Raw genomic sequence first — 22,011 nt, forward strand, 5'->3', positions numbered from 1 at the left:
AGCCGTCGCAGCGCTGCACCGTCAGTCGAAACGGTCGAGGTTCATGACCTTGTCCCAGGCCGCCACGAAGTCGCCGACGAACTGCTGCTGCGCATCCGCGCTGCCGTAGACTTCCGCGTAGGCGCGCAGCTGCGCGTGGGAGCCGAACACCAGGTCAACCCGGGTGCCGGTCCATTTCACCGCGCCGGTCTTGCGGTCGCGGGCCTCGAAGGTGTCGTTGTCGGCCGACAGCGGCCGCCACTCCACGCCCATGTCCAGCAGGTTGACGAAGAAGTCGTTGGTCAACGTCCCCGGCCGCTGGGTGAAGACCCCGTGCTTGCTCTCGCCGACGTTGGCGCCCAGCACCCGCAGGCCGCCCAGCAGCACGGTCAGTTCGGGGCCGGTGAGGGTCAGCAGTTGCGCCTTGTCCACCAGCAGGTGCTCGGCCGATACCCGGTATTTGCCTTTGAGGTAGTTGCGGAAGCCATCGGCGATGGGCTCCAGGAAGCCGAACGATTCGACGTCGGTCTGCGCCTGGGACGCGTCCACGCGGCCCGGCCGGAACGGCACGGTGACGCTGTGGCCGGCGTTTTTCGCCGCCTGCTCGACACCGGCGTTGCCGGCCAGCACGATCAGGTCGGCCAGGGATACCTGCTTGCCCCCCGCCGCCGCGCTGTTGAAGTCACGCTGGATACCTTCCAGGGTGCCCAGCACCTTGGCCAGCTGCTGCGGCTGGTTGGCTTCCCAGTCCTTTTGCGGCGCCAGGCGCAGGCGGCCGCCGTTGGCGCCGCCGCGTTTGTCCGAACCGCGGAAGGTGGACGCCGCCGCCCAGGCGGTGGACACCAGCTGTGCAACGCTCAGGCCCGAGGCCAGCACCTTGGCTTTCAGTGCGGCCACGTCGTTGTCGTCGACCAGCGCGTGGTTAACAGCTGGCAGCGGGTCTTGCCACAGCAACTCTTCGCTGGGCGTTTCCGGGCCCAGGTAGCGGGCCAGCGGGCCCATGTCGCGGTGGGTGAGCTTGAACCAGGCACGGGCGAAGGCGTCGCTCAGCTGGTCGGGGTTGGCCAGGAAACGGCGGGCGATGGGTTCGTAGACAGGGTCGAAGCGCAGCGCCAGGTCCGAGGTCAGCATGGTCGGCGCGCGGCGTTTGCTGGGGTCGTGGGCGTCGGGGATCTTGCCGGCGCCAGCGCCGTTTTTCGGCGTCCACTGGTGGGCGCCGGCCGGGCTCTTGGTCAGCTCCCACTCGAAGCCGAAGAGGTTCTCCAGGTATTCGTTGCTCCACTTGGTGGGGGTGGAGGTCCAGGTCACTTCCAGGCCACTGGTGATGGCGTCGCCGCCCTTGCCGCTGCGGAAACTGTTGCGCCAGCCCAGGCCCTGCTCTTCCAGGCCGGCGGCTTCGGGCTCTGGCCCGACGTTGTCGGCGGGGCCGGCGCCGTGGGTCTTGCCGAAGGCGTGGCCACCGGCGATCAGCGCCACGGTTTCCTCGTCGTTCATGGCCATGCGGCCGAAGGTCTCGCGAATGTCCAGCCCCGACTTGACCGGGTCAGGCTGCCCGTCCGGGCCTTCGGGGTTGACGTAGATCAGGCCCATCTGCACCGCGGCCAGGGGGTTTTCCAGGTGGCGGCCGCCGTCGGTGCGGCTACTTTCGCTGCCGTGCAGGTCAGGCTCGGCCACCAGGGTGCCGTCGCCGGGCGGCTGGGCCTTCTGCTGTTCGTTGCCGTAGCGCACGTCGCCGCCCAGCCAGGTTTTCTCGTTGCCCCAGTACACGTCCTCGTCCGGTTCCCACACGTCGGCGCGGCCGCCGGAGAAGCCGAAGGTCTTGAAGCCCATGGATTCGAGGGCGACGTTGCCGGTGAGCACGATCAGGTCGGCCCAGGAGATCTTGCGCCCGTACTTCTGTTTCACCGGCCAGATCAGCCGGCGCGCCTTGTCCAGGCTGACGTTGTCGGGCCAGCTGTTGAGCGGTGCGAAGCGTTGCTGCCCGGCCCCCGCGCCGCCGCGGCCGTCACCGGTGCGGTAGGTGCCGGCGCTGTGCCAGGCCATGCGGATGAACAGCGGGCCGTAGTGGCCGAAGTCGGCCGGCCACCACTCTTGGGAATGGGTCATCACCGCCAGCAGGTCCTGCTTCACCGCGGCGAAGTCCAGGCTCTTGAACTCCTTGGCGTAGTCGAAGCCATCGCCCATGGGGTCGGACTTGACGGTGTGCTGGTGGAGGATTTTCAGGTTCAGCTGGTTGGGCCACCAGTCACGGTTGGTGGTGCCGCCGCCGGCGGCATGGTTGAACGGGCATTTCGATTCGTTTGCCATGATTGCTTTACCTTATTGTCGATGTAAATCAATGACATGAGGTGCTGGCCAGGTGAATGGGAAAAGCGCTGACGATCAACGGGTTGGCGGGGCCACCTGGCTCATTATTATCTCCCTATCAGGTTCCGGCCGGTCGACGGGCGACGGCGGTAGAGACAGCCTAGACGGGTGTGGGCGTTAGGGCTAATAGCCTGGGTCTTGGGGGGCGATAGAGCCGCGCTCTCACACCGGGTGGAACAGGTAGTCGACCGTTTCGCGGTCATCCAGGGCGACGCCCATGCCGGCCAACCGTGTGCGCAACTCGGGCGCCTGCGCACGCACTTGCCAGCTGGCCGTGGCGGCTACCGTGGCCGGGGTATCCAGCGCATCAAGGGCACCCTGCAGGGCCTCGCGGGCGGGGAAATAAATGGCCAGGCCATTGCCCTTCCAGGCCGCCGTGGTCAGGCCCAGCGCCACACAAGCGGCGACCTTGCGCGCCGCGTCGGCGCGGTCGGCCTGGCGCGAATGCTCGATGGCGCGGTTCAGCTCGGCGTCGCCGTCAGTGGCCAGCAGGCCTTGCGGTGCCCAGGCCGGTGGCGGGCAGTCCTTGTCGCCGGTGCGCAGCTCAATGAACGGGTTGATCTCCATGGGGTAGATGCGGCACACCTGCGGGCGCTCGGCGTAGATGCCGCACAGGTCGTCCTCGCGCAGGTTGGGGCAGCGCGGAATGGCCTGGCCGGCGAAAATCGCCGTCACCTGCAGGGTCTGGCCGCCACATTCGACCGGCGCGGCGCGGCGCACGTTGTAGGCGTAGGCCTCGGCCGACTGCGGCCAGGTGCCCTGCTCGAACGCTTCCAGCAGCACCGCCACGTCATGGCCGCGGCGCAGCCAGTGGCGGGCCTCGTCCAGGGTCAGGGGGATGAAGCGGCCCTTGCAGCAGGCGCCACACCCCACGCAGTGAAAGGGCGGGTGTACAGGGGTTGGGGCAGGCAAGGTCATACAGGTGGGCACGATCCAGACAATTGTGTCGCAAAGCATACACACCTGACACGATTGCGTTAATGAAACTCCCTTTATGCACTGCTGAGTTGGTTTCATCGGTCACCGCGCCTACAGCCCGGCCAGCGCCTCGCGCAGGTAGGCCAGGCTGCGGGTGATGGCCGCTTCCTCAGGGCCATGGTCGGGGTGGAGGAAATCCAGTTCCAGCGCCAGCAGGCCGTCGAAGCCGTGGTCGCGCAGCACCGCCAGGGTCCGTGGGATGTCGATCAGGCCCTGCCCCAACGGCACGCTGGGCCAGAAACCGAACTCCCGCGGGCTGCCGCGCCAGGCGCAGATGTCCTTGAGGTGGGTGGCCTTGGCGTGGGGCGCCAGTTGCTCGACCACCCGCTGCGGGTCGTCGAACAGGCGCAGGTTGTTGGCGGTGTCCAGGCACACGCCCAGGGCCGGGTTGGCCACGGCGGCCAGCAGTTCCAGGATTTCCGGCGCGTGCAGGTCGACGTGATTTTCCATGGCCAGGGTCACGCCCCGCACCCCGGCGTAATCGGCCGCGGCTTCGAGCAGCGGGATCAAGCCGGCCTTGTGCTCGGCCCACGAAGCGGGCCGGGTGCGCCGCCCGCCGGCGCAGATGCGCATCACGCGCGCGCCCAGGGTGCGGGCGATATCGACGTGGGCCTTGAGGTCGGCCAATGCTTCGGGGCGGCTGCCCGAGCCCAGGCCATGGGGGTGGCCCCAGGCCCAGACCAGCTCCTGCCCGGCGTCTTGCAGTTGCCCGGCCAGGCTGGCCAGCGTTTGGGGCGAGGCGTCGGTCAGCATGAACGACTCGATGGAAACCCCTTGTACATTGTGGTTGTGCGCGCGCTGAATGAAATCTGCGAGGTTCATGCGAACCCCGGGGTCGGTTTCGAGGTCTGGATAGACTTCGCCGAAGAAACGGTGATAGCAGTAGGAATCGATGGCGACTTTCATCAGGGCGCTCCTTATTGTTCTGGACACTGAACATGCGCCAAAGTGGAATGAAATTCCAATTTCCTTCTTCATTCTTTGTTTAAAAATGTGCGGTAAACGACCACTCAGTCTCGACTTGCGGTTACGCTAGAATCGTCTATTGCTGCTTGACCATGGAGAACACCATGCCCGCTTTGTCACCTGCCCTGCGCCTGGCCACCCTGTCCCTGGGCCTGACGCTGGCTGCCCACGCCGCTGCCAGTGACGAGTCGCTGCTCATGGACTCGATCAACCAGTTTCGTGGCCAGGTGCAACGTTGCGACGGCCAGGCGTCCCATGAGCTGCCGCCCCTGAACCAGGACCCGCGGCTGGTACTGCCTGCCAGCGGCGGCGGCGACCTGCGCGACGCCATGGCCCGCGCCGGCTACCCCATGGTCAGCGTGCAGGCCATCAGCCTGTCGGGCCCGCGCGACGCGCCAGCGGCCATGGCGGCGGTGCAGGAAAGCTTCTGCAAGGTAGTGCTCGACCCGCAATTCATCGACATTGGCGTGAGCCACGAGGGTCGCGACTGGCGCATCGTGGTGGCGCGGCCGTTGCTGGCCGGCGGCCTGGGCGACTCGCCCGCCGAGGGCCAGAAGCTGCTGGCGCAGATCAACAGCGCCCGCGCCCAGGCCCATACCTGCGGCGCCCAGGCGTTCAACCCGGCGCCGCCCCTGGCCTGGAACGCCACCCTGGCCGGCGCGGCCCAGGCGCACGCCCAGGACATGGCCAACCGCAACTACTTCGACCACCTGGACCGCGACGGCCACACCCCCGGCGACCGCGCCGAGCTGGCCGGCTACAGCGCCCAGGCGCTGGGCGAGAACATCGCCGCCGGCCAGGACAGCGTGCGCAAGGTGGTGGCCGGCTGGCTGGCCAGCCCAGGCCACTGCGCCAACCTGATGAACCCGCAGTTCCGTGACCTGGGCGCCGCCTACGCCACCGACCCTAAGAGCGACGCGGGTATCTACTGGACCGGGATGTTCGGCAGCCAGCAATAACGCCTGGCGCTACACCGACTGCACCTGCACCCAGCGCTGTTCACGGGCCGCCACGCGAATGGCGGCGGCCAGGCGCTCCACCGCCAGCGCCTCGGCGAAGTCGGTGCCCACCTGCCCTTCCCCGGCCAGCGCCATGATCAGCGCGTGCACTTCCAGGGTCTTGAGTTCGTTGTAGCCCAGCTGGTGGCCCGGCGCCGGGCTGAACGCCGCGTAGCCTGGCAGCGCTGGGCCCGCCAGCAGCCGCTGGAAACCGGCCTGGCCGGCGCGGCACAGTTGCAGTTCATTCAGGCGTTCCTGGTCGAACTTCAGGGTGCCCAGGGTGCCGCTGATTTCGAAACTGAGGTGGTTCTTGTAGCCGTGCTTGAGCCAGCTACTGCTGACCGTGCCGCGCGCGCCGTTGGCAAAACGCAGCAGCGCCTGGGTATGGTCGTCGACGACGATGGGCTTGAGTTCAGCGCTGCCGGCCAGCGCCGGGCGCTGGCGGTGCACGGTCTGGCTGTCGGCGCACACTGCCTGCACGTCACCGATCAGGTAGCGAGCCATGGCCAGCAGGTGGCTGCCCAGGTCGGCCAGCGCGCCGCCGGCGTGCTGCGCTTCGCAGCGCCACGACCAGGGGGATTGGCCGTCGGCCATGAAGTCTTCGCAGAACTCGCCGTCGAAGCTGATGATCTGCCCCAGCTCGCCGTCGCGCACCATCTGCCGCGCCCACTCGATCATGGGGTTGTGCTGGTAGTTGTAGCCCACCCGCGTCACCACCCCGGCAGCCTTGGCGGCCTGGTGCATCTGCTCGGCCTGCTCGAGGCTGACCGCCAGCGGTTTCTCGCAATACACCGCCTTGCCCGCCGCCAGCGCGGCCATGGCCATGGGGAAATGTAGGTGGTTGGGGGTGGTGATGGCGACGACGTTCACCGCCGGGTCATCGATGAGTTTTTGCCAGTCGCTGTGCGCCGTGGCAAAGCCCCAGGCCTGCGCGCACTGGCTGGCCCGCTGCGGGTCGGCGTCGGCCAGCGCCGCCAGGCGCAGGGAAACGGGCAGCTCGAACGCTGCGCTGACATTGCGAAACGCCAGGGCGTGGGCACGCCCCATGAAGCCTGTGCCAATGAGACCGATGCCGAGTTCGCGCATGAAGGGGTGCCTGTTGTTGTTTTTGGGATGAGCTAGTTATGGAATATAAATTCTGTTTAATCAAGGACAGAATTTTTATTTTTAAACCCATTCCCTTGGCATGCAACCCAGGCTGGCAACACAAACCCATCAGGCAATCAAACAAAGGCTGGCAACGCCTATCTGTCAGGCCATGGCACGGTGCAACAAACGTGGGAGGGGGTTCTACCCCCGAAGCGCCGCGCGGGCGGCGCTCGATCTCAAGCGCGCCAGAAGCCTCAAGGCATGCACTCCAGAGCCATCACGCGATCATCCGACATGCCTATCAGATCCACAACAATCCGCGTAGCCGCTGCCGCCAGGCTGCGCTGGGCCTTGTGTACACGGGAAATCTCCAGCGCACGCCAGGGCCAGCGCAGCCTGGCGGCAGCGGCTACGCGGGTTGTGGGGTGGCTTGCAGGTGCTTGTCTTGGGTTAGGCGGCGCGCTGGCGATCGAGCGCCGCCCGCGCGGCGCGACCCGGCCTTATGGCCGGTGCTACATATTTGCACCGTCCCAAGCTGAGCCCGCTGGATCGACGTTGCCACCGTTGCTGCCCGGAACCGTATTGTTTTGACATACGTCTGTAGGACCAAGCGTAGGACGATTCTGATTTGCTCGGGTAAGGTTGTGGGCCCCGGGCAGCGGTACTAATCTGCGCCGGTTGTTGAATCCTCAGCAGCCGGGTGTGGTAGCCCGAAGGAAATTACGCAGCGCCCCGTTATGGTGGCATGCGTAGGGCACGTTCGCGTGCGCCGGATCATTTCCCCGGTCTACCAACCTGCGTATTGCCACCTCCTTTCGTTTGGTAGCGAGGGGTTTATCCATGATGGAATAGGAAATGACATGAATTTCGAAATCCCCAGCCGCTTGCCCACCACCACCGCTACCCCTTTCGGCGCGTGCGACGCCCAGGACCAACCCTTCTACCTCGTACGCGCTGGCATCTCGCTGGAAGACACCTTGGTGCAAATCTCCCAGTTGCTCAAATCCGCGCACGAAGCCGCTTACGAACTCACCGACAGCGACTTGCCACAACGAGGGCTCGTGTGGTCGGCGTTGCATCAGATTGAAACGGCGAAAGGTCTTGCAGATGCGCTGATCAATGGCTTGGCCGAGCACGAACGCAGCGCTCGGTAACGCGGTATGGACGTAGCCGCTGCCGCCAGGCTGCGCTGGGCCTTGTGTACACCGGAAATCTCCAGCGCAGCCTGGCGGCAGCGGCTACGCGGGTTGCGGGGTGGTTTGCAGGTGCTTGTCTTGGGTTAGGCGGCGCGCTCGAGATCGAGCGCCGCCCGCGCGGCGCTTCGGGGGTAGAACCCCCTCCCACGTTTGTTGCACCGTGCCATGGCCTGATGGGTCGGCGTTGCCAGCCTTTGGCACAAGGCCCTCATCCTCTGTAGTCCCCTGTGTAGGACCAATCTGATTTGCTCTGCCTGGGTTGCCCCTTCCCAAGGCGGGCCTGGGCCGTTCACGACCGCGACGCTCCGTAACGCGGTATAGGCGTAGCAGCTGCCGCAGGCTGCGTCGGGCCTCGTGTACACCGGAAATCTCCAGCGCACGCCAGGGCCAGCGCAGCCTGTCGGCAGCGGCTACGCGGATTGCGGGGTGGCCTGCGGGCGCTTGTCTTGGGTTAGGCGGCGCGCTGCAGCCTGCGGCAGCTGCTACATCCTGTGGGAGCTGGCTTGCCAGCGAGCTGTTGGGGCCTAAAAGCTCGCTGGCAAGCCAGCTCCCACAAGACAGTTGCTGCTACATCTGTTGAAACGTGCCATGGCCTGATGGGGCGGCGTTGTCAGCGACGCAGCCTGCGGCAGCTGCTACGGGCCGCGTCACCCTTCGACGATGACGATGAAGTCCATGCCCGGGATGTTCACGCCATCCTGGGGCAGCTGCACGGGGATGCCCATGAACTCGCCGTCCACGTATTCCTTGGCCTTGGTGACCGCGTCGGCGGCGGCCTTGGACCACAGGTGCAGCTCTACCACTTTTTCGCCATCACGACGGTGCTGGGCGATTTCTTCGACGATGCGTTGCTTCACGATGATTCCTTGTCTTTACAGAATGCCGGCGGCCTTGGCGCGCGCCGCGTGCAGTTTCTTGTAGCTTTCCACCAGGCGCAGGTGACGGTCCAGGCCTTCGAGCTGCATGTTGGTAGGGGCCAGGCCATGGAAGCGCACGCTGCCGTTGACCGTGCCGATGACCGCGTCCATGCGCTCGTTGCCGAACATGCGACGGAAGTTCACTTCGTAGTCTTCCAGCGCCAGGTCGCTGTCCATCTCCACTTCCAGCACCACGTTCACGGCCTGGTAGAACAGCCCGCGCTCGACGGTGTTGTCGTTGAACTGCAGGAAGGTTTCCACCAGTTCCTTGGCTTCTTCGAAGTTCTTCAGCGCCAGGTGGATCAGCAGCTTCAGTTCCAGGATGGTCAGCTGGCCCCAGGCGGTGTTTTCATCGAATTCGATGCCGATCAGGGTCTTGATGTCGGTGTAGTCATCCAGCTCGCTTTCTTCCAGCAGCCCCACCAGGTCGCGCAGGCCGTCGTCATCCTGCTGGTGCAGGTTGAGGATGTCTTCGCGGAAGAACAGCGCCTTGTTGGTGTTGTCCCAGATCAGGTCTTCCACCGGGTAGATCTCGGAATAACCGGGCACCAGGATGCGGCAGGCGGTGGCACCCAGGTCGTCGTAGACGGCCATGTACACTTCCTTGCCCAGGCCTTCGAGGATGCCGAACAGGGTGGCGGCCTCTTCCTCGTTGGAGTTTTCGCCCTGGCCGGAGAAGTCCCACTCGACGAACTCGAAGTCGGACTTGGCGCTGAAGAAGCGCCACGACACCACGCCGCTCGAGTCAATGAAATGCTCAACGAAGTTGTTCGGCTCCATCACCGCGTGGCTTTCGAAGGTCGGCTGCGGCAGGTCGTTCAGGCCTTCGAAGCTGCGGCCTTGCAGCAGTTCGGTGAGGCTGCGCTCCACCGCCACTTCCAGGCTTGGGTGGGCGCCGAAGGAGGCGAACACGCCGCCGGTGCGCGGGTTCATCAGGGTCACGCACATCACCGGGAATTCGCCGCCCAGGGACGCGTCCTTGACCAGCACCGGGAAGCCCTGGGCCTCGAGGCCCTCGATGCCGGCGACGATGCCCGGGTACTTGGCCAGCACCTCCTGGGGCACGTCCGGCAGCGCCAGCTCGCCTTCGAGGATCTCGCGTTTCACCGCGCGCTCGAAGATCTCCGACAGGCACTGCACCTGGGCTTCGGCCAGGGTGTTGCCGGCGCTCATGCCGTTGCTCAGGAACAGGTTCTCGATCAGGTTGGACGGGAAATACACCGTCTCGCCGTCCGACTGGCGCACGTACGGCAGCGAGCAGATGCCGCGCTCGATGTTGCCCGAGTTGGTGTCGTACAGGTGCGAGCCGCGCAGCTCACCGTCGGCGTTGTAGATGGCCAGGCAGTGCTCGTCGAGGATTTCCTTGGGCAGCGCGTCCTTGCGGCCGGGCTGGAACCAGCGCTCGTTGGGGTAATGCACGAACGGCGCGTTGGCGATGTCCTGGCCCCAGAACTGGTCGTTGTAGAAGAAGTTGCAGTTCAGGCGCTCGATGAACTCGCCCAGGGCCGAGGCCAGCGCGCTTTCCTTGGTGGCGCCCTTGCCGTTGGTGAAGCACAGCGGCGACTGCGCGTCGCGGATGTGCAGCGACCAGACGTTGGGCACGATGTTGCGCCACGAGGCGATTTCGATCTTCATGCCCAGGCCGGCGAGGATGCCGGACATGTTGGCGATGGTCTGCTCCAGCGGCAGGTCCTTGCCGGCGATGTAGGTGCTGGTCTGCGCCGAGGCGTCCAGCATCAGCAGGGCCTGGGCGTCGGCGTCGAGGTTCTCGACTTCCTCGATGATGAACTCGGGGCCGGTCTGCACCACCTTCTTCACCGTGCAGCGGTCGATGGAGCGCAGGATGCCCTGGCGGTCCTTGGCGGAGATGTCGGCGGGCAGCTCGACCTGGATCTTGAAGATCTGGTTGTAGCGGTTTTCCGGGTCGACAATGTTGTTCTGCGACAGGCGAATGTTGTCGGTGGGGATGTTGCGGGTTTCGCAGTACAACTTCACGAAATAGGCCGCGCACAACGCCGACGACGCCAGGAAGTAGTCGAACGGGCCGGGGGCCGAGCCGTCGCCCTTGTAGCGGATGGGTTGGTCGGCCACCACCGTGAAGTCATCGAACTTGGCTTCGAGACGGAGGTTGTCGAGAAAGTTGACCTTGATTTCCATGCGGAATTACCATAATTACGAGCGATACAATATGGCCCGCATTATCCGGTGTTCCACGCCAAAAGTCTTGGCCAATCCCCGTCCCCCGCCCCGCTTCATCGCTTTTTCGTCACGCCTGCGGCGGGCGGATCTCCACCCGCTCGAAGCGCCCGGCCAGCACCACGTAGGCGAAGATACCCAGCACGCCGTGGGCCGCCACGAACCACAGGGCCTTGTCGAACGAGCCGGTGGACGCCACCACGAAGCCGATCACCACCGGGGTGACGATGCCGGCGATGTTGCCGATGCCGTTGAACACCCCGCCGCTCAGGCCGACCATGCCCTTGGGCGCGGTGTCCGACAGCACCGCCCAGCCCACCGCCGCCAGGCCCTTGCCGAAGAAGGCCAGGGCCATCAGCGCGATCACCAGCCAGTTGGCGTCGACGAAGTTGGCCGACACCAGGCTGGCGGCCAGGGTCATGCCGATCACGAACGGCGTCTTGCGCGCGGTGGAAGGGTGCATGCCGCGGCGAATCAGGTAGTCCGACACCACCCCGCCCAGCACGCCGCCGGAGAAGCCGCAGATGGCCGGCAACGCCGCCACCCAGCCGGCTTCCATGATGGTCAGGCCGCGGCCCTTGATCAGGTAGATGGGAAACCAGGTGATGAAGAAATACGTCAGCGCGGTGATGCAGTACTGGCCCAGGTAGATGGCCCACAGGGTGCGGTTGGTGAACAGCTGCGCCACTTCGGCGAAGGTGAACTTCGGCTTGCTGGCCTTGCGCGTGGCTTCCAGGTCCACCAGCGCGCCGCCTTCGCGCATGTCGTCCAGCTCGGCGCGGCTCAGGTGCGGGTCGCTGTGGGGCTCGCGGTACAGCAGGAACCAGCACACCGTGGCCACCAGGCCCAGCGCGCCCATCCACAGGAACACGTGTTCCCAGCCCAGGGCGTGGGTCAGCCAGGCCATCAGCGGCGCGAACACCACCACGGCCATGTACTGCGCCGAGTTGAACAGCGCCGAGGCGGTGCCCCGCTCACTGGTGGGGAACCAGCAGGAGACGATGCGGTTGTTGGCCGGGAACGCCGGTGACTCCACCAGGCCCAGCATGAAACGCATGCCGAACAGGGTGATGGCGGCGCTGGAACCGACCACGCCGAACCAGCCCACGGTGCCCTGCATCATGGTGAACAGCGACCACAGCAACAGGCTGCAGCCGTACACCCGGCGCGCGCCGAACTTGTCCAGCAGCCAGCCGCCGGGAATCTGCCCCAGGGCGTAGGCCCAGGCGAACGCGGAGAAGATCATGCCGAGCATCACCGGATCCAGGCCCAGGTCCTTGACCACGCCGGTGCCGGCGATGGACATGGTGGCGCGGTCGGCGTAGTTGAGCACGGTGACGATGAAGATCAGCGAGAGGATGACGAAGCGGCGGCGGCCCACCCTGGCCTCGGCAATGGGGGTTGCCAACGAAGCGGTCTTGACGTTCATGGGTCTCTCCGGCCTCCTCGGTGGGAAGCTTTATTGTTGGAATAGAGCGGTAGGAACGGGGTGGCTTCAGGGTAGGAAATTCATCGATGCGCGTCTAACATAGAGACTGAATCGACCCATACAAGAATTGAATCGTGGAACTGCACCAACTGCGTTGTTTTGTCATGGTGGCCGAGGAGCTGCACTTCGGCCGCGCCGCCCAGCGCCTGTTCATGACCCAGCCGCCGCTGAGCCGGCAGATCCAGCTGCTGGAGCGATCGCTGGGGGTGACCCTGTTCGACCGTGGCAACCGCCAGGTCAGGTTGACCACCGCCGGCCAGCACTTTTTGCGCGACGCCCGCCATGTGCTGGCCTACACCGAGCAGGCCGCCGACAGCGCCCGGCGCCTGGAGCACGGCGAGCTGGGCCAGCTGCTGCTGGGCTTCACCGCCGTGAGCGGCTACCGGCTGATCCCGCAGTTGCTGGAGCACGCCACCCAGGTGCTGCCCAACGTTGGCGTGGACCTACGCGAGATGGTCTCCGGCGCGCAGATGGAGGCGCTGGAAGCCGGCATGATTGACATCGGCTTCGTGCGCCGCGCCGCCGCCCGCCCCGGTATCGACTACCAGTTGATCAGCCAGGAGCCGCTGCTGGTGGCGCTGCCCGAACGCCACCCGTTGGCGGCCCAGGCAGAGATCGCCCTCGGCGACCTTGATCGCCACCCGTTCGTGATGTATTCCCAGGACGAAGGCGGCTATTTCTACGACCGCATTGCCGGGCTGTTCAGCCTGGCCGGGGTGTGCCCCGACTACCGCTACTTCCTGGGCCAGACCCACTCGATCCTGGGCCTGGTGAAAGCCGGCCTGGGCCTGGCCATCGTGCCGGCGGCGGCGCGCGAGCTGTACCTGGGGCACTTGCAGTTCCGGCCGCTGCAAGGCACCCAGCCCCACGCCGAGGTGTACATGGTGGTCCGCCGCGACAACGCCAACCCGGCGGTGGGGCCGTTCCTGCGCATGGCCGCGACCTACTTCGCCAATCCCTGACACCCCTCCCCCTGTAGCAGCTGCCGCCAGGCTGCGTCTTGCACCTGCGGTGCGCCAGGCACAACGCGCTGCCCGTGACGCGGCCTGGCGGCCGCTGCTACGGAATGCACGCTATACAGGACTTATACAAAAACCTATATTGGTATAAGTTTTCAACCAGCGACCACCACCATGACCACCCGCCGCCTCTGCCTGGTACTGGGCGACCAGCTGTCCTTCGACCTGCCCTCGCTGCAGGGCATCGACCCCCGGCACGACTGCATCCTGCTGGTGGAAGTCATGGAGGAAGCCACCCACGTCCCCCACCACCCACAGAAAATCGCCCTGGTGTTCAGCGCCATGCGCCACTTCGCCGACGCCTTGCGCCAGCGCGGTTTCACGGTGCAGTACGTGCAACTCGAAGACGCCGACAACAGCGGCTCGATACCCGGCGAACTGCTGCGCTGGCAGGCGCTGACCCAGGCCGCCGAGGTGCACGTCACCGAATGCGGCGACTGGCGCCTGGAGCAGTCGATGCGCGACTGCGGCCTGGCCCTGCAGTGGCACGACGACAGCCGCTTCCTGTGCAGCCGCGACGAGTTCCGCCGCTGGGCCAAGGGCAAGCAGCAGCTGCGCATGGAATTCTTTTACCGCGAGATGCGCCGCAAGAGCCGGCTGCTGCTCAACGGCGACGGCAGCCCGGTGGGCGGCGCGTGGAATTTCGACGAGGACAACCGCAAGCCGCTGCCGAAAAAGGTGGTGGCGCCCTACCCGCTGCACGTGCCCCGCGACGCCATCACCGAAGAGGTGATCAGCCTGGTGGCGCGGCGCTTCGCCAGCCATTACGGCAGCCTGGCCAGCTTCGACTACCCGGTGACCCACGCCGAGGCGCAGGCGCTGTGGGCGCACTTCCTCGACTTTGGCCTGGCCGCGTTCGGCGACTACCAGGACGCCATGGCCAGCAATGAGCCGTACCTGTTCCACGCGCGCATCAGCGCGGCGCTGAACATCGGCCTGCTCGATCTGCGCCAGCTGTGCAGCGACGTCGAAGCCGCCTACTGGGCCGGCAGCGTGCCGCTGAACGCCGCCGAGGGTTTCATTCGCCAGTTGATCGGCTGGCGCGAATACGTGCGTGGCGTGTACTGGCTGCAGATGCCCGAGTACGCCCAGGGCAACCTGTTCGGCAACAGCCGCCCGCTGCCCGAGTTCTACTGGACTGCCGACACCCGCATGCACTGCATGCGCCAGGCCATCGGCCAGAGCCTCACCCACGCCTACGCCCACCATATCCAGCGGCTGATGGTCACCGGCAACTTCGCCCTGCTGGCGGGCATCACCCCCAGCGAGATCTGCGAGTGGTACCTGGCCATCTACATGGACGCGTTCGAATGGGTGGAGCTGCCCAACACCCTGGGCATGGTGATGCACGCCGACGGCGGCTACCTGGGCTCCAAGCCCTACTGCGCCAGCGGCCAGTACATCAAGCGCATGTCCAACTACTGCGGCGACTGCGCGTACAAGGTCAGCGAGAGCACCACCGAGGACGCCTGCCCGTTCAACGCGCTGTACTGGCATTTCGTGATCCGCCACCGCGACCGCCTGGGCCACAACCCACGCATGGCCATGGTCTACAAGAACCTGGCACGGATGAGCGAGGAGAAACAGCTGGCGCTGTGGGACCGCGGGCAGACGCTGCTGGCCCGGCTGGATGCCGGCCAGCAGCTGTAGGGTTTAAACGCTGACGACCACCTTGCCCACCTGCTGGTTGGCTTCCAGGTAACGGTGCGCCTGCTGGATCTCGTCCAGGGTGAAGGTCCTGGCGATGATCGGCGCCAGCTCACCCGATGCTAGCCCGGCGAGGATAAAGGCCTTGGCGCGGGCCAGCGCCGCCGGGTCGCTGACAATTTCCGCGTACAGGTAACCCTTGAGCGTCAGGCTCTTGCCCAGCACGGTGAACAGCGGGAACGGCGTCGGCTCGGGGCTCAGGGCACCGTATTCGAGGAGGATGCCGCCGCGGGCCATGCTCTGGGTCAGCGCCTCGAAACCGGGGCCGCCGATGGGGTCGAACACCACACGGGCGCCCTCGCCGCCGGTCAGGGCCATGACCCGCGCGACGATGTCTTCTTCATCGCTGACAATCACCTGGGCCGCGCCGGCGTCCAGCAGCGCCTGGGCCTTGGCGCGGGTGCGGGTGATGGCCACCGCCGTGGCGCCGACCCTGCGCGCGATTTGCAGGGCGGCCAGGCCGACGCTGCTGGAGGCCGCGGTCACCAGCACGGTGTCGCCGCGCTGCAGGTTTGCCTGCTCGATCAGCGCGCCCCAGGCGGTGACGTACTGCATCCACGACGCGGCCGCCTGCTCGAAACTGAGGGTGGCCGGGTGCTTCACCACCAGGTACGCCGGCACGTTGGCCACCTCGCCGTAGGTGCCCCAGCGGGCGATGTCCAGCGGCGGAATCAGGCTGACCGCGTCGCCCACGGCCACGTCGGTTACGGCGCTGCCCACCGCGACAACAATGCCGGCCGCCTCGTAGCCCAGGCGCGAGGGAAACTCGGCTTCCTGTAAATAAGCGTGGTTGCGGAACATCACTTCCGCGCGGTTCAGGCCGATGGCCTTGACGTTGATCTGCACCTCGTCCGCCGCCGGCGCCGGGACGTCCAGTGCTTCCAGGGCGAGGACGCTGGCGTCGCCGTATTGATGAATCCTGACAATGCGTGCCATGGGCTTAACTCCAGATGATGGGTGACATGGCCGCCAATCTAGTGGTTGGTGGCAGCGGGATAAAGGCCTAGGATAGGCCGACACTAGAAACAAAAGGTTTGGAATGGACCGGTTGACCCAAATGGCCACCTTCGTCAAGGCCGTGGAGCTGGGCTCCTTCAGCGCCGCCGCGGACGAGCTCAAGCTGTCGCCGCAGCTGGTGGGCAAACAGGTGAAACTGCTGGAAGAACACCTGGGGGTGTCGCTGCTCAGCCGCACCACCCGGCGGCAGAGCGTCACCGATTTCGGCCGGGCCTTCTACCAGCGGGCCAAGCTGATCCTGGCCGACATGGAGGCCGCGGAAAACCTGGCGGCGGTGACCCGTGGCGTGCCCAGCGGGCGCCTGCGCATCAACGCGCCGGTGACTTTCGGCATGCGCAGCCTGTCGCCGCGCCTGCTCGAATACATGGTGCGCTACCCGCAGGTGGCCGTGGACCTGGCCCTGGACAACGACATGGTCGACCTGGTGGACGGCGGCTACGACGCCGTGTTCCGCATCGGCGAGCTGCCCGACAGCGGCCTCAAGGCCATCCCCCTGGCGCCCTACCGGCTGGTGCTGTGCGCCGCCCCTTCGTACCTGGGGCGGCGCCCGGCGCTGACCAGCCCCTGGGACCTGCAACAGCACGAATGCCTGGGCTTCGCCTTCGCCGATGGCCGCTCGCACTGGAGTTTCGAAGGCCCGGAAGGCCTGATCGATGTGCCGATTACAAGCAGATTGACCATCAATCAGGGCGACCCGCTGCTGGCCGCCGCCATTGCCGGCCTGGGCGTGGTGCTGCAACCCCAGGAGCTGGTACGCGATGCCCTGCGCGATGGCACCCTGTTGGCGCTGCTGCCGCAATACCAGGCCCCCGCCTCGCCAATGCACCTGCTGTACGCCCCGGACCGGCAGCTGACGCCCAAGCTGCGCAGCTTCCTGGACTTCGCCACGGCGGCGTTCAGGGAGTATTGAGCGCCGTCATTGCTTCAGCGCGTCATACGCCTCCAGCGCGTGCAGCGAATAGATATACGCAGCGCCGGCATTCAGGGAAATCGCCGTGGCCAGGGCCGCGGCAACCTCTTCGCGGGTAGCCCCGGCGGCAATGGCGGCTGCCGAGTGGCTGCCGATACAACCGTCGCAGCGCGTGGTGATGGCCACCGCCAGGGCAATCAGCTCGCGGGTCTTGGCGTCCAGCACGTTGTTTTCCGCCGCGGCGTCGCCAAGGGCCATGTAGGCCTTGACCATCTTGGGGTTGGATTGCGACAGGGCACCAAAGGATTTTTTGACAGTGGCGAGCAGGTCTGGCCAATGGCTGAACATGGTGGTATCTCCTGAGGTCGGCGCGGGGTTGCGCCGCGAGCACCTCAGTGTCTACCTGCTGCTGGGTACGGTCTTGTCCCAGTGGTCCGATTTATTGTCCAGGCGTCGCAGGCGCGCACTGCGTCACTCAAGCACCGGCCGCAAGAAGCTGCGCTCATAGCTCAGGATAAACTTGAGCTCGGTCGCCTCTTCCACCAGCCGCACGCACTCCGCGTCCTCGGCCGCCGCCTGGCGGTAGCGCTCGTAATCGGCAAGGCTGGGGAAGCTGAACAGGCAATAGGCGATGTTGTTCGCGCCTTCGGCCGGCAGGAAATAACCGTGGTGCTGGCCGCCCAGGCGGGTCACCAGGCCGATCCATTGCCGCGAGTAGCGCTCGAACGCGGCGAGCTGGTAGGGGTCGATGACGTATTTGACGTGGCAGGTGATCATGGCAACAGTCCCTTGAATAAACCGCCATTGTACCCGCCCCCGTAGCAGCGGCCACCAGGCCGCGTCACCGGCGCCGCAGGATCGCAGGCACACCGTGTCGGGCCTCTGACGCCGCCTGCGGCAGCTGCTACGGGGCCCCGCGCACCCCGCCGATCACGATGCACACGACGCGGTTTCTGTAGCAGCGGCCGCAGGCCGCGTCACCGGCGCCGCGCTTTTCCCGACATACTGCGGTGAGCCTGGACGCGGCCTGGCGGCGGATGGCCGCCCCGCCGCTGCTACAGGGGCAGGTGCATGTGAGTGGTTTGCCAGACGGGGTCAGGGTCGACGCGGAGCAGCTCGAACCCCTGGCGCTGCCAGAAGTCTACCGCCCCGGCGAGGAAAGGATGGGTGTGCAGGTACATCACCTGCACGCCGGCCTGCCGGGCGGCCTGCTGCAGCTCGGCGTACAAGGCCCTGGCCAGGCCGACCCGGCGGTACGGCGGCAGCACGAACAGGCGCACCACCTCCACCACCTGCTGCCCCGGGTAATCCAGCGCGGGGAAACGGCGGTCGTACGGCAGGTAGCCAATGGCACCGACAATGCGCCCCTGGTCGCGGGCCAGCAGGAACCGCCCTGCCCCGTTGACATAGACCGCCTCGAACGCGGCCAGGTCGCCGGGCATGGCGCTGTCGCGCAGCTTGGGGAACATCTGCTCGCGCGCCGCCAGCACGAAGTCCAGCGCGGCGGGAATGTCCGCGCTGCGCACGCCTGCAATCTCAAACGGGCACGTCATTACGCCTTGCTCCTGCTTCAATGAATACTCACGACCTATCGGAAACCTGCCGCCATGACCCGACCCCGCTTCGCAACGCTCTATCTTGCCCTATCGCTCACCGCCTTGGCAGCGCCTGCCGCCTATGCCGCCCCCCAGAACAGCGCCGAGCAGAACCGCGCGCTGGTGGTGGACTTCTACAACCGCTTCTTCAACCAGCACCAGGTGGCCGAGGCGTCGACGGTGGTTGCCCCGCAATACAAGCAACACAACCCGCAGGTGCCGGACGGCAAGGCGCCCTTCGTGAACTATTTCACCGGCTACTTCAAGCAGTACCCCCACGCCAGCTCGCGCATCCTGCGCAGCGCGGTGGACGGCGACCTGGTGTGGCTGCACAACCACTCGCAAAGCGGGCCGGATGACCGCGGGCGGGCCATCGTCAACATCTTCCGCGTGAAGGATGGCCAGATCGTCGAGCATTGGGACGTGATCCAGGCCGTGCCGCAGCATGCGGCGAACGACAACACCATGTTCTGAACCCGCCGCTGCTACACCGGGTTGGGGCTGTGTTGCAGGGCCTGCAGCCGGCCCTGCAGGTAATGGATCTGCCCCGCATCGTCGGGGTCGACCTGCCGCACGATCTGTAGGGCCTTGGTGTAGGCCGCGCTGGCTTTGGACCGGTCGCCTTGCGCCTCGTAGACCCGTGCCAGGTTGCTGTAGCGCAATATTACCTTGGGGTGGTTTTCCCCGAAGGTCGCCAGGTCGCTGGCCAGCGCCTTGCTCAGGAACACTTCGGCCTGGTCATACTGGCCGAGCCCACGGTAGGCGTCACCCATGTTGTTCCAGCGAATCGCAACCGTGGGGTGCGAGGGGCCGTGCAAGGCCATGTCGATATCCAGCGCCTGCTGGAACAATGGCAGGGCCGAGCGGTAATCGCCCTGCTGGGCATAGGCGTTGCCCAGGTTGTTCAGGGCGACGGCGACGGTAGCGTCGTGCTCACCCAGCAAGCGTTGGCGCAAGGCCAGGCTTTTGCGCAGGTTGGCGAACGCCTCGGCATTGCGCCCCAGCTTGCTCAGGGTGGTACCCAGGTTGTTGTAGCTGTCGGCGGTCTGCAGATCGTTGGCCCCCAGGGCGGCCAAGCGCATCTTCAAGGACTTCTGATAGCAGTCCAGCGCGTAGTCGAAGTTGCGCTGACGCTCATTGAAATAACCGAGGTTGTTCCAGTAGGTTGCCTGTTGGACGACGGATGCCCGGCCGGTTTTGCCGGCCGCCTCAAGTGCCTGGGTGACGAGGCGTATGGCGCTGCGGTCATCGCCCAGCACGGACACCGCGCGGGCCTTAATATTCAGCGCCTCGCTGTCGGCCGGGTCTATCGCCAACACGCGGTCGGCCTCCTCGATCGCTGCCTGATAGTGCTCTGCTGCAAACAGTGCCTGGGCCTGGTCGCTGGTGGCCAAGGGCGCCGCCTGGCAGCACAGCATCATCAACAACAGTGGCAACGCCATTAAGGTTTCAAAGCGGATAATGCGCATGGTGGTCCTTTCCATGGGGGGGGTGATCAGCCAGCCAACTGCTTCAGCGCCGCTACCAACGCCTGGATATCCGCCACGCTGGTATTGAGCCCCGGCGTGACGCGAATGCACGGCCCGCACGCCGAGCCGCTGCGGGCCACGGTAAAGATACCGAATTCGTTCAGCAGCCGCGCGGCCATGGCCCCTTGATCGGCCGCCTGGGTGAAGCGCAATGATGTGATGCCGCAGTACAGCCGCGGGTCATCCGGGGTCAGCACCTCGAGGTTCGGCAGTTGCCGCGCCTCGCCCACCCACAGGTCGCGCAGGTAGCGCAGGCGCGCGCCCTTCACCGCCCAGCCGCCGATGGCGGCATGCTCGGCGAACACCTCGGGCAGGGCCATCAGCGCCGGCACGTTGGGGGTGCCGTAGGGCGACAGGCAGCGTATGTCGTCGGCCGGGTAGCTTTGGCTGCCCATGTCCGGGTCGAAGGCCTGCAGGCGTTCGCGGCGCACGTGGATCACGCCCAGGCTCAGCGGCGCGCCGATCCATTTCTGCAGGTTGAAGCCGGCGAAGTCGATGCCAATGTCGGCCAGGTCGACCTCCAGCTGGCCGAGGGAGTGCGCGCCATCGAACACCACGTCGATACCCTGCGCCCTGGCCGCTTGGGCGATGGCCTTGACCGGCATGATCAGCCCGGTGCGGTGGGTGACGTGGGTCAGCGCCATCAGCTTGAGGCGCGGGTGGGCGGCGAAGGCGTCGGTGTAGGCACTCACCAGTGCGTCGTGGCTGGCGGGGTGCGCGTGGCGGATCTCGATCACCTCCACGCCACGCGCCTTGGCCAGCCAGCGGAAGGCATCCTGCACCGCGTGGTAGTCCAGGTCGCTGATCAGCACCTGGTCGCCCGGTTGCAGGCGGTTGTAGTTGCGGATCAGCGAGAACAGCGCTTCGGAGGCGCTGCGGGCGAACGCCAGCTCGCCGGCAGGCAGGCCCATCAGCTCGGCCAGCTGCTGGCGGATGGCCAGGCTTTCACGGGTGTCGAACAGCTCGCGCACGTGCACCGCGTTGCTGCGGTTGACCTGGTCGATGGCCTGCTTGTAGGCCTCGACGACACCCTGGCTCATGCGGCCGAAGTAGCCATTGTCGAGGTTGATCACCTGCGGGTCGCGGGGGTAACGGCGGGCGATGTCGGCCCAGAAGGCCTCGTCGCTGGCCAGTTCAAACGGGGTGGGCATGGGATCTCCTTGAAAGGCGGACGCCGCCTGGCGGCAGCTGCTACGGGGCCAGGGGGAAGGCGCAAGGAGTATACCTGATGGGTGGGGGTGGGCCGTGACGCGGCCTTGCGGCCGCTGCTACAGGTGTAGCAGCGGCCGCAGGCCGCGTCCTGTCAGGCCAAACGCTTGAGCAGCGCGTGGGCCACGGCTTCGGAGCTGGCCGGGTTCTGGCCGGTGATCAGCAGGCCGTCCTCGATGACGAAGGGCTGCCAGTCCGGGCCTTTCTCATACAGGGCGCCCAGGGCCTTGAACTCGTCTTCGACCAGGAACGGCACCACGTCGGTCAGGCCCACGCCCTCTTCTTCCGAGTTGGTGAAACCGCTGACGCGACGGCCCTTGACCAGCGGCTGGCCATCGGCGGCCTTGACGTGGCGCAGCACGCCCGGCGCGTGGCAGACGAAGGAAATCGGCTTGCCGGCGCGCTCGAAGGCTTCGATCAGGGCAATGGACACCGGCGACTCCGCCAGGTCCCACAGCGGGCCGTGGCCGCCGGGGTAGAACACCGCGTCGAAGTCGCCGGCCTTGACGCTGTCCAGCTTCACGGTGCCAGCCAGCGCCTGCTGGGCGGCGGGGTCGGCCTTGAAGCGCTGGGTGAGCGCGGTCTGGAAGTCCGGCTCGTCGCTTTTCGGGTCCAGCGGCGGCTGGCCGCCAGCCGGCGAGGCCAGCACCACGTGGGCGCCAGCGTCCTTGAAGGCGTAATAGGGAGCGGCGAATTCTTCCAGCCAGAAGCCGGTCTTGCGCCCGGTGTTGCCGAGCTGGTCATGGGAGGTCAATACCATCAGTACTTTCATTGCCGTAGCCTCGCAAGGTGGGGAGCTGTTGAAGTGAATGGTAGGGCGGGCGGATGACACTCACAATGTCGTATCCGC

Annotated in this window: 20 protein-coding genes; 6 read left to right on the top strand and 14 right to left on the bottom strand. The window is 66.1% G+C overall.

Annotated features, from left to right (window positions below; translation table 11 throughout):
- Positions 1-21 precede the first annotated feature (21 nt).
- The 3 genes from katG to AC0J42_RS18135 form a co-directional block, all read right to left on the bottom strand.
- Complete coding sequence (katG, locus tag AC0J42_RS18125) at positions 22-2,286, bottom strand: catalase/peroxidase HPI (RefSeq protein ID WP_473002826.1); 2,265 nt, start codon at positions 2,284-2,286, stop codon at positions 22-24.
- A gap of 222 nt (positions 2,287-2,508) precedes the next feature.
- Positions 2,509-3,264 (bottom strand): YkgJ family cysteine cluster protein, encoded by a 756-nt coding sequence (locus AC0J42_RS18130; RefSeq protein ID WP_473002828.1) that lies wholly within the window; start codon positions 3,262-3,264, stop codon positions 2,509-2,511.
- Between the two features lie 111 nt (positions 3,265-3,375).
- A complete protein-coding gene (locus tag AC0J42_RS18135; RefSeq protein ID WP_473002830.1) occupies positions 3,376-4,230 on the bottom strand; it encodes a sugar phosphate isomerase/epimerase family protein in 855 nt (284 codons plus the stop codon).
- A gap of 164 nt (positions 4,231-4,394) precedes the next feature.
- On the opposite strand from AC0J42_RS18135, the gene AC0J42_RS18140 reads away from it, so the two are divergent.
- Entirely contained in the window at positions 4,395-5,249 is an 855-nt protein-coding gene (locus AC0J42_RS18140) for a CAP domain-containing protein (RefSeq protein ID WP_416424946.1), read from the top strand.
- Positions 5,250-5,258: 9 nt separating this feature from the next.
- Here AC0J42_RS18140 and AC0J42_RS18145 read toward each other — a convergent pair whose 3' ends face one another.
- A complete protein-coding gene (locus AC0J42_RS18145) occupies positions 5,259-6,374 on the bottom strand; it encodes a Gfo/Idh/MocA family protein (protein ID WP_473002831.1) in 1,116 nt (371 codons plus the stop codon).
- 863 nt (positions 6,375-7,237) lie between these two features.
- Between AC0J42_RS18145 and AC0J42_RS18150 the strand changes: the two genes are divergently transcribed.
- Positions 7,238-7,531, top strand: coding sequence for a DUF3077 domain-containing protein (locus tag AC0J42_RS18150; protein WP_416424948.1), 294 nt, complete (start codon positions 7,238-7,240; stop codon positions 7,529-7,531).
- Positions 7,532-8,220: 689 nt separating this feature from the next.
- Here AC0J42_RS18150 and AC0J42_RS18155 read toward each other — a convergent pair.
- The 3 genes from AC0J42_RS18155 to AC0J42_RS18165 all read right to left on the bottom strand — a co-directional run bounded on the left by AC0J42_RS18155 (position 8,221) and on the right by AC0J42_RS18165 (position 12,115).
- Complete coding sequence (locus tag AC0J42_RS18155; RefSeq protein ID WP_416424949.1) at positions 8,221-8,430, bottom strand: hypothetical protein; 210 nt, start codon at positions 8,428-8,430, stop codon at positions 8,221-8,223.
- Positions 8,431-8,445: 15 nt separating this feature from the next.
- Positions 8,446-10,647 (bottom strand): OsmC domain/YcaO domain-containing protein, encoded by a 2,202-nt coding sequence (locus AC0J42_RS18160; protein ID WP_473002834.1) that lies wholly within the window; start codon positions 10,645-10,647, stop codon positions 8,446-8,448.
- A gap of 109 nt (positions 10,648-10,756) precedes the next feature.
- Positions 10,757-12,115, bottom strand: a complete 1,359-nt coding sequence (locus AC0J42_RS18165) for an MFS transporter (RefSeq protein WP_473002836.1) — start codon at positions 12,113-12,115, stop codon at positions 10,757-10,759.
- 134 nt (positions 12,116-12,249) lie between these two features.
- On the opposite strand from AC0J42_RS18165, the gene AC0J42_RS18170 reads away from it, so the two are divergent.
- Both AC0J42_RS18170 and AC0J42_RS18175 read left to right on the top strand, forming a co-directional pair.
- Positions 12,250-13,137, top strand: coding sequence for a LysR family transcriptional regulator (locus AC0J42_RS18170; RefSeq protein ID WP_473002838.1), 888 nt, complete (start codon positions 12,250-12,252; stop codon positions 13,135-13,137).
- Positions 13,138-13,308: 171 nt separating this feature from the next.
- Positions 13,309-14,844, top strand: coding sequence for a cryptochrome/photolyase family protein (locus AC0J42_RS18175; RefSeq protein WP_473002839.1), 1,536 nt, complete (start codon positions 13,309-13,311; stop codon positions 14,842-14,844).
- Positions 14,845-14,847: 3 nt separating this feature from the next.
- Here the strand turns inward: AC0J42_RS18175 and AC0J42_RS18180 are convergent, their stop codons facing one another.
- Entirely contained in the window at positions 14,848-15,837 is a 990-nt protein-coding gene (locus tag AC0J42_RS18180; protein WP_473002840.1) for a zinc-dependent alcohol dehydrogenase family protein, read from the bottom strand.
- A gap of 103 nt (positions 15,838-15,940) precedes the next feature.
- Between AC0J42_RS18180 and AC0J42_RS18185 the strand changes: the two genes are divergently transcribed.
- Positions 15,941-16,828, top strand: coding sequence for a LysR family transcriptional regulator (locus AC0J42_RS18185; protein ID WP_416424955.1), 888 nt, complete (start codon positions 15,941-15,943; stop codon positions 16,826-16,828).
- A 6-nt stretch (positions 16,829-16,834) separates the two neighbouring features.
- Here the strand turns inward: AC0J42_RS18185 and AC0J42_RS18190 are convergent, their stop codons facing one another.
- The 3 genes from AC0J42_RS18190 to AC0J42_RS18200 form a co-directional block, all read right to left on the bottom strand.
- Positions 16,835-17,176 (bottom strand): carboxymuconolactone decarboxylase family protein, encoded by a 342-nt coding sequence (locus tag AC0J42_RS18190; protein WP_473002842.1) that lies wholly within the window; start codon positions 17,174-17,176, stop codon positions 16,835-16,837.
- Between the two features lie 123 nt (positions 17,177-17,299).
- Entirely contained in the window at positions 17,300-17,605 is a 306-nt protein-coding gene (locus AC0J42_RS18195; RefSeq protein ID WP_473002844.1) for an NIPSNAP family protein, read from the bottom strand.
- A gap of 278 nt (positions 17,606-17,883) precedes the next feature.
- The gene (locus AC0J42_RS18200; protein WP_473002846.1) at positions 17,884-18,381 is read right to left on the bottom strand and encodes a GNAT family N-acetyltransferase; all 498 of its coding nucleotides are present in this window, start codon (positions 18,379-18,381) and stop codon (positions 17,884-17,886) included.
- Between the two features lie 54 nt (positions 18,382-18,435).
- Here AC0J42_RS18200 and AC0J42_RS18205 point away from each other — a divergent pair, with 54 nt between their 5' ends.
- On the top strand, positions 18,436-18,897 hold the full coding sequence (locus AC0J42_RS18205; RefSeq protein ID WP_473002848.1) for a nuclear transport factor 2 family protein: 462 nt from the start codon (positions 18,436-18,438) through the stop codon (positions 18,895-18,897).
- A gap of 11 nt (positions 18,898-18,908) precedes the next feature.
- Here the strand turns inward: AC0J42_RS18205 and AC0J42_RS18210 are convergent, their stop codons facing one another.
- The 3 genes from AC0J42_RS18210 to AC0J42_RS18220 all read right to left on the bottom strand — a co-directional run bounded on the left by AC0J42_RS18210 (position 18,909) and on the right by AC0J42_RS18220 (position 21,933).
- Complete coding sequence (locus AC0J42_RS18210; RefSeq protein WP_416424960.1) at positions 18,909-19,892, bottom strand: tetratricopeptide repeat protein; 984 nt, start codon at positions 19,890-19,892, stop codon at positions 18,909-18,911.
- A 26-nt stretch (positions 19,893-19,918) separates the two neighbouring features.
- A complete protein-coding gene (locus AC0J42_RS18215; RefSeq protein ID WP_473002850.1) occupies positions 19,919-21,103 on the bottom strand; it encodes an aminotransferase class V-fold PLP-dependent enzyme in 1,185 nt (394 codons plus the stop codon).
- Positions 21,104-21,255: 152 nt separating this feature from the next.
- Positions 21,256-21,933 carry a type 1 glutamine amidotransferase domain-containing protein gene (locus AC0J42_RS18220; RefSeq protein WP_473002851.1) on the bottom strand — a complete coding sequence of 226 codons (678 nt, stop codon included), beginning with the start codon at positions 21,931-21,933 and terminating at the stop codon, positions 21,256-21,258.
- Positions 21,934-22,011: the final 78 nt, after the last annotated feature.

The sequence above is a fragment of the Pseudomonas sp. Tav-5-1A genome (assembly GCF_055755055.1).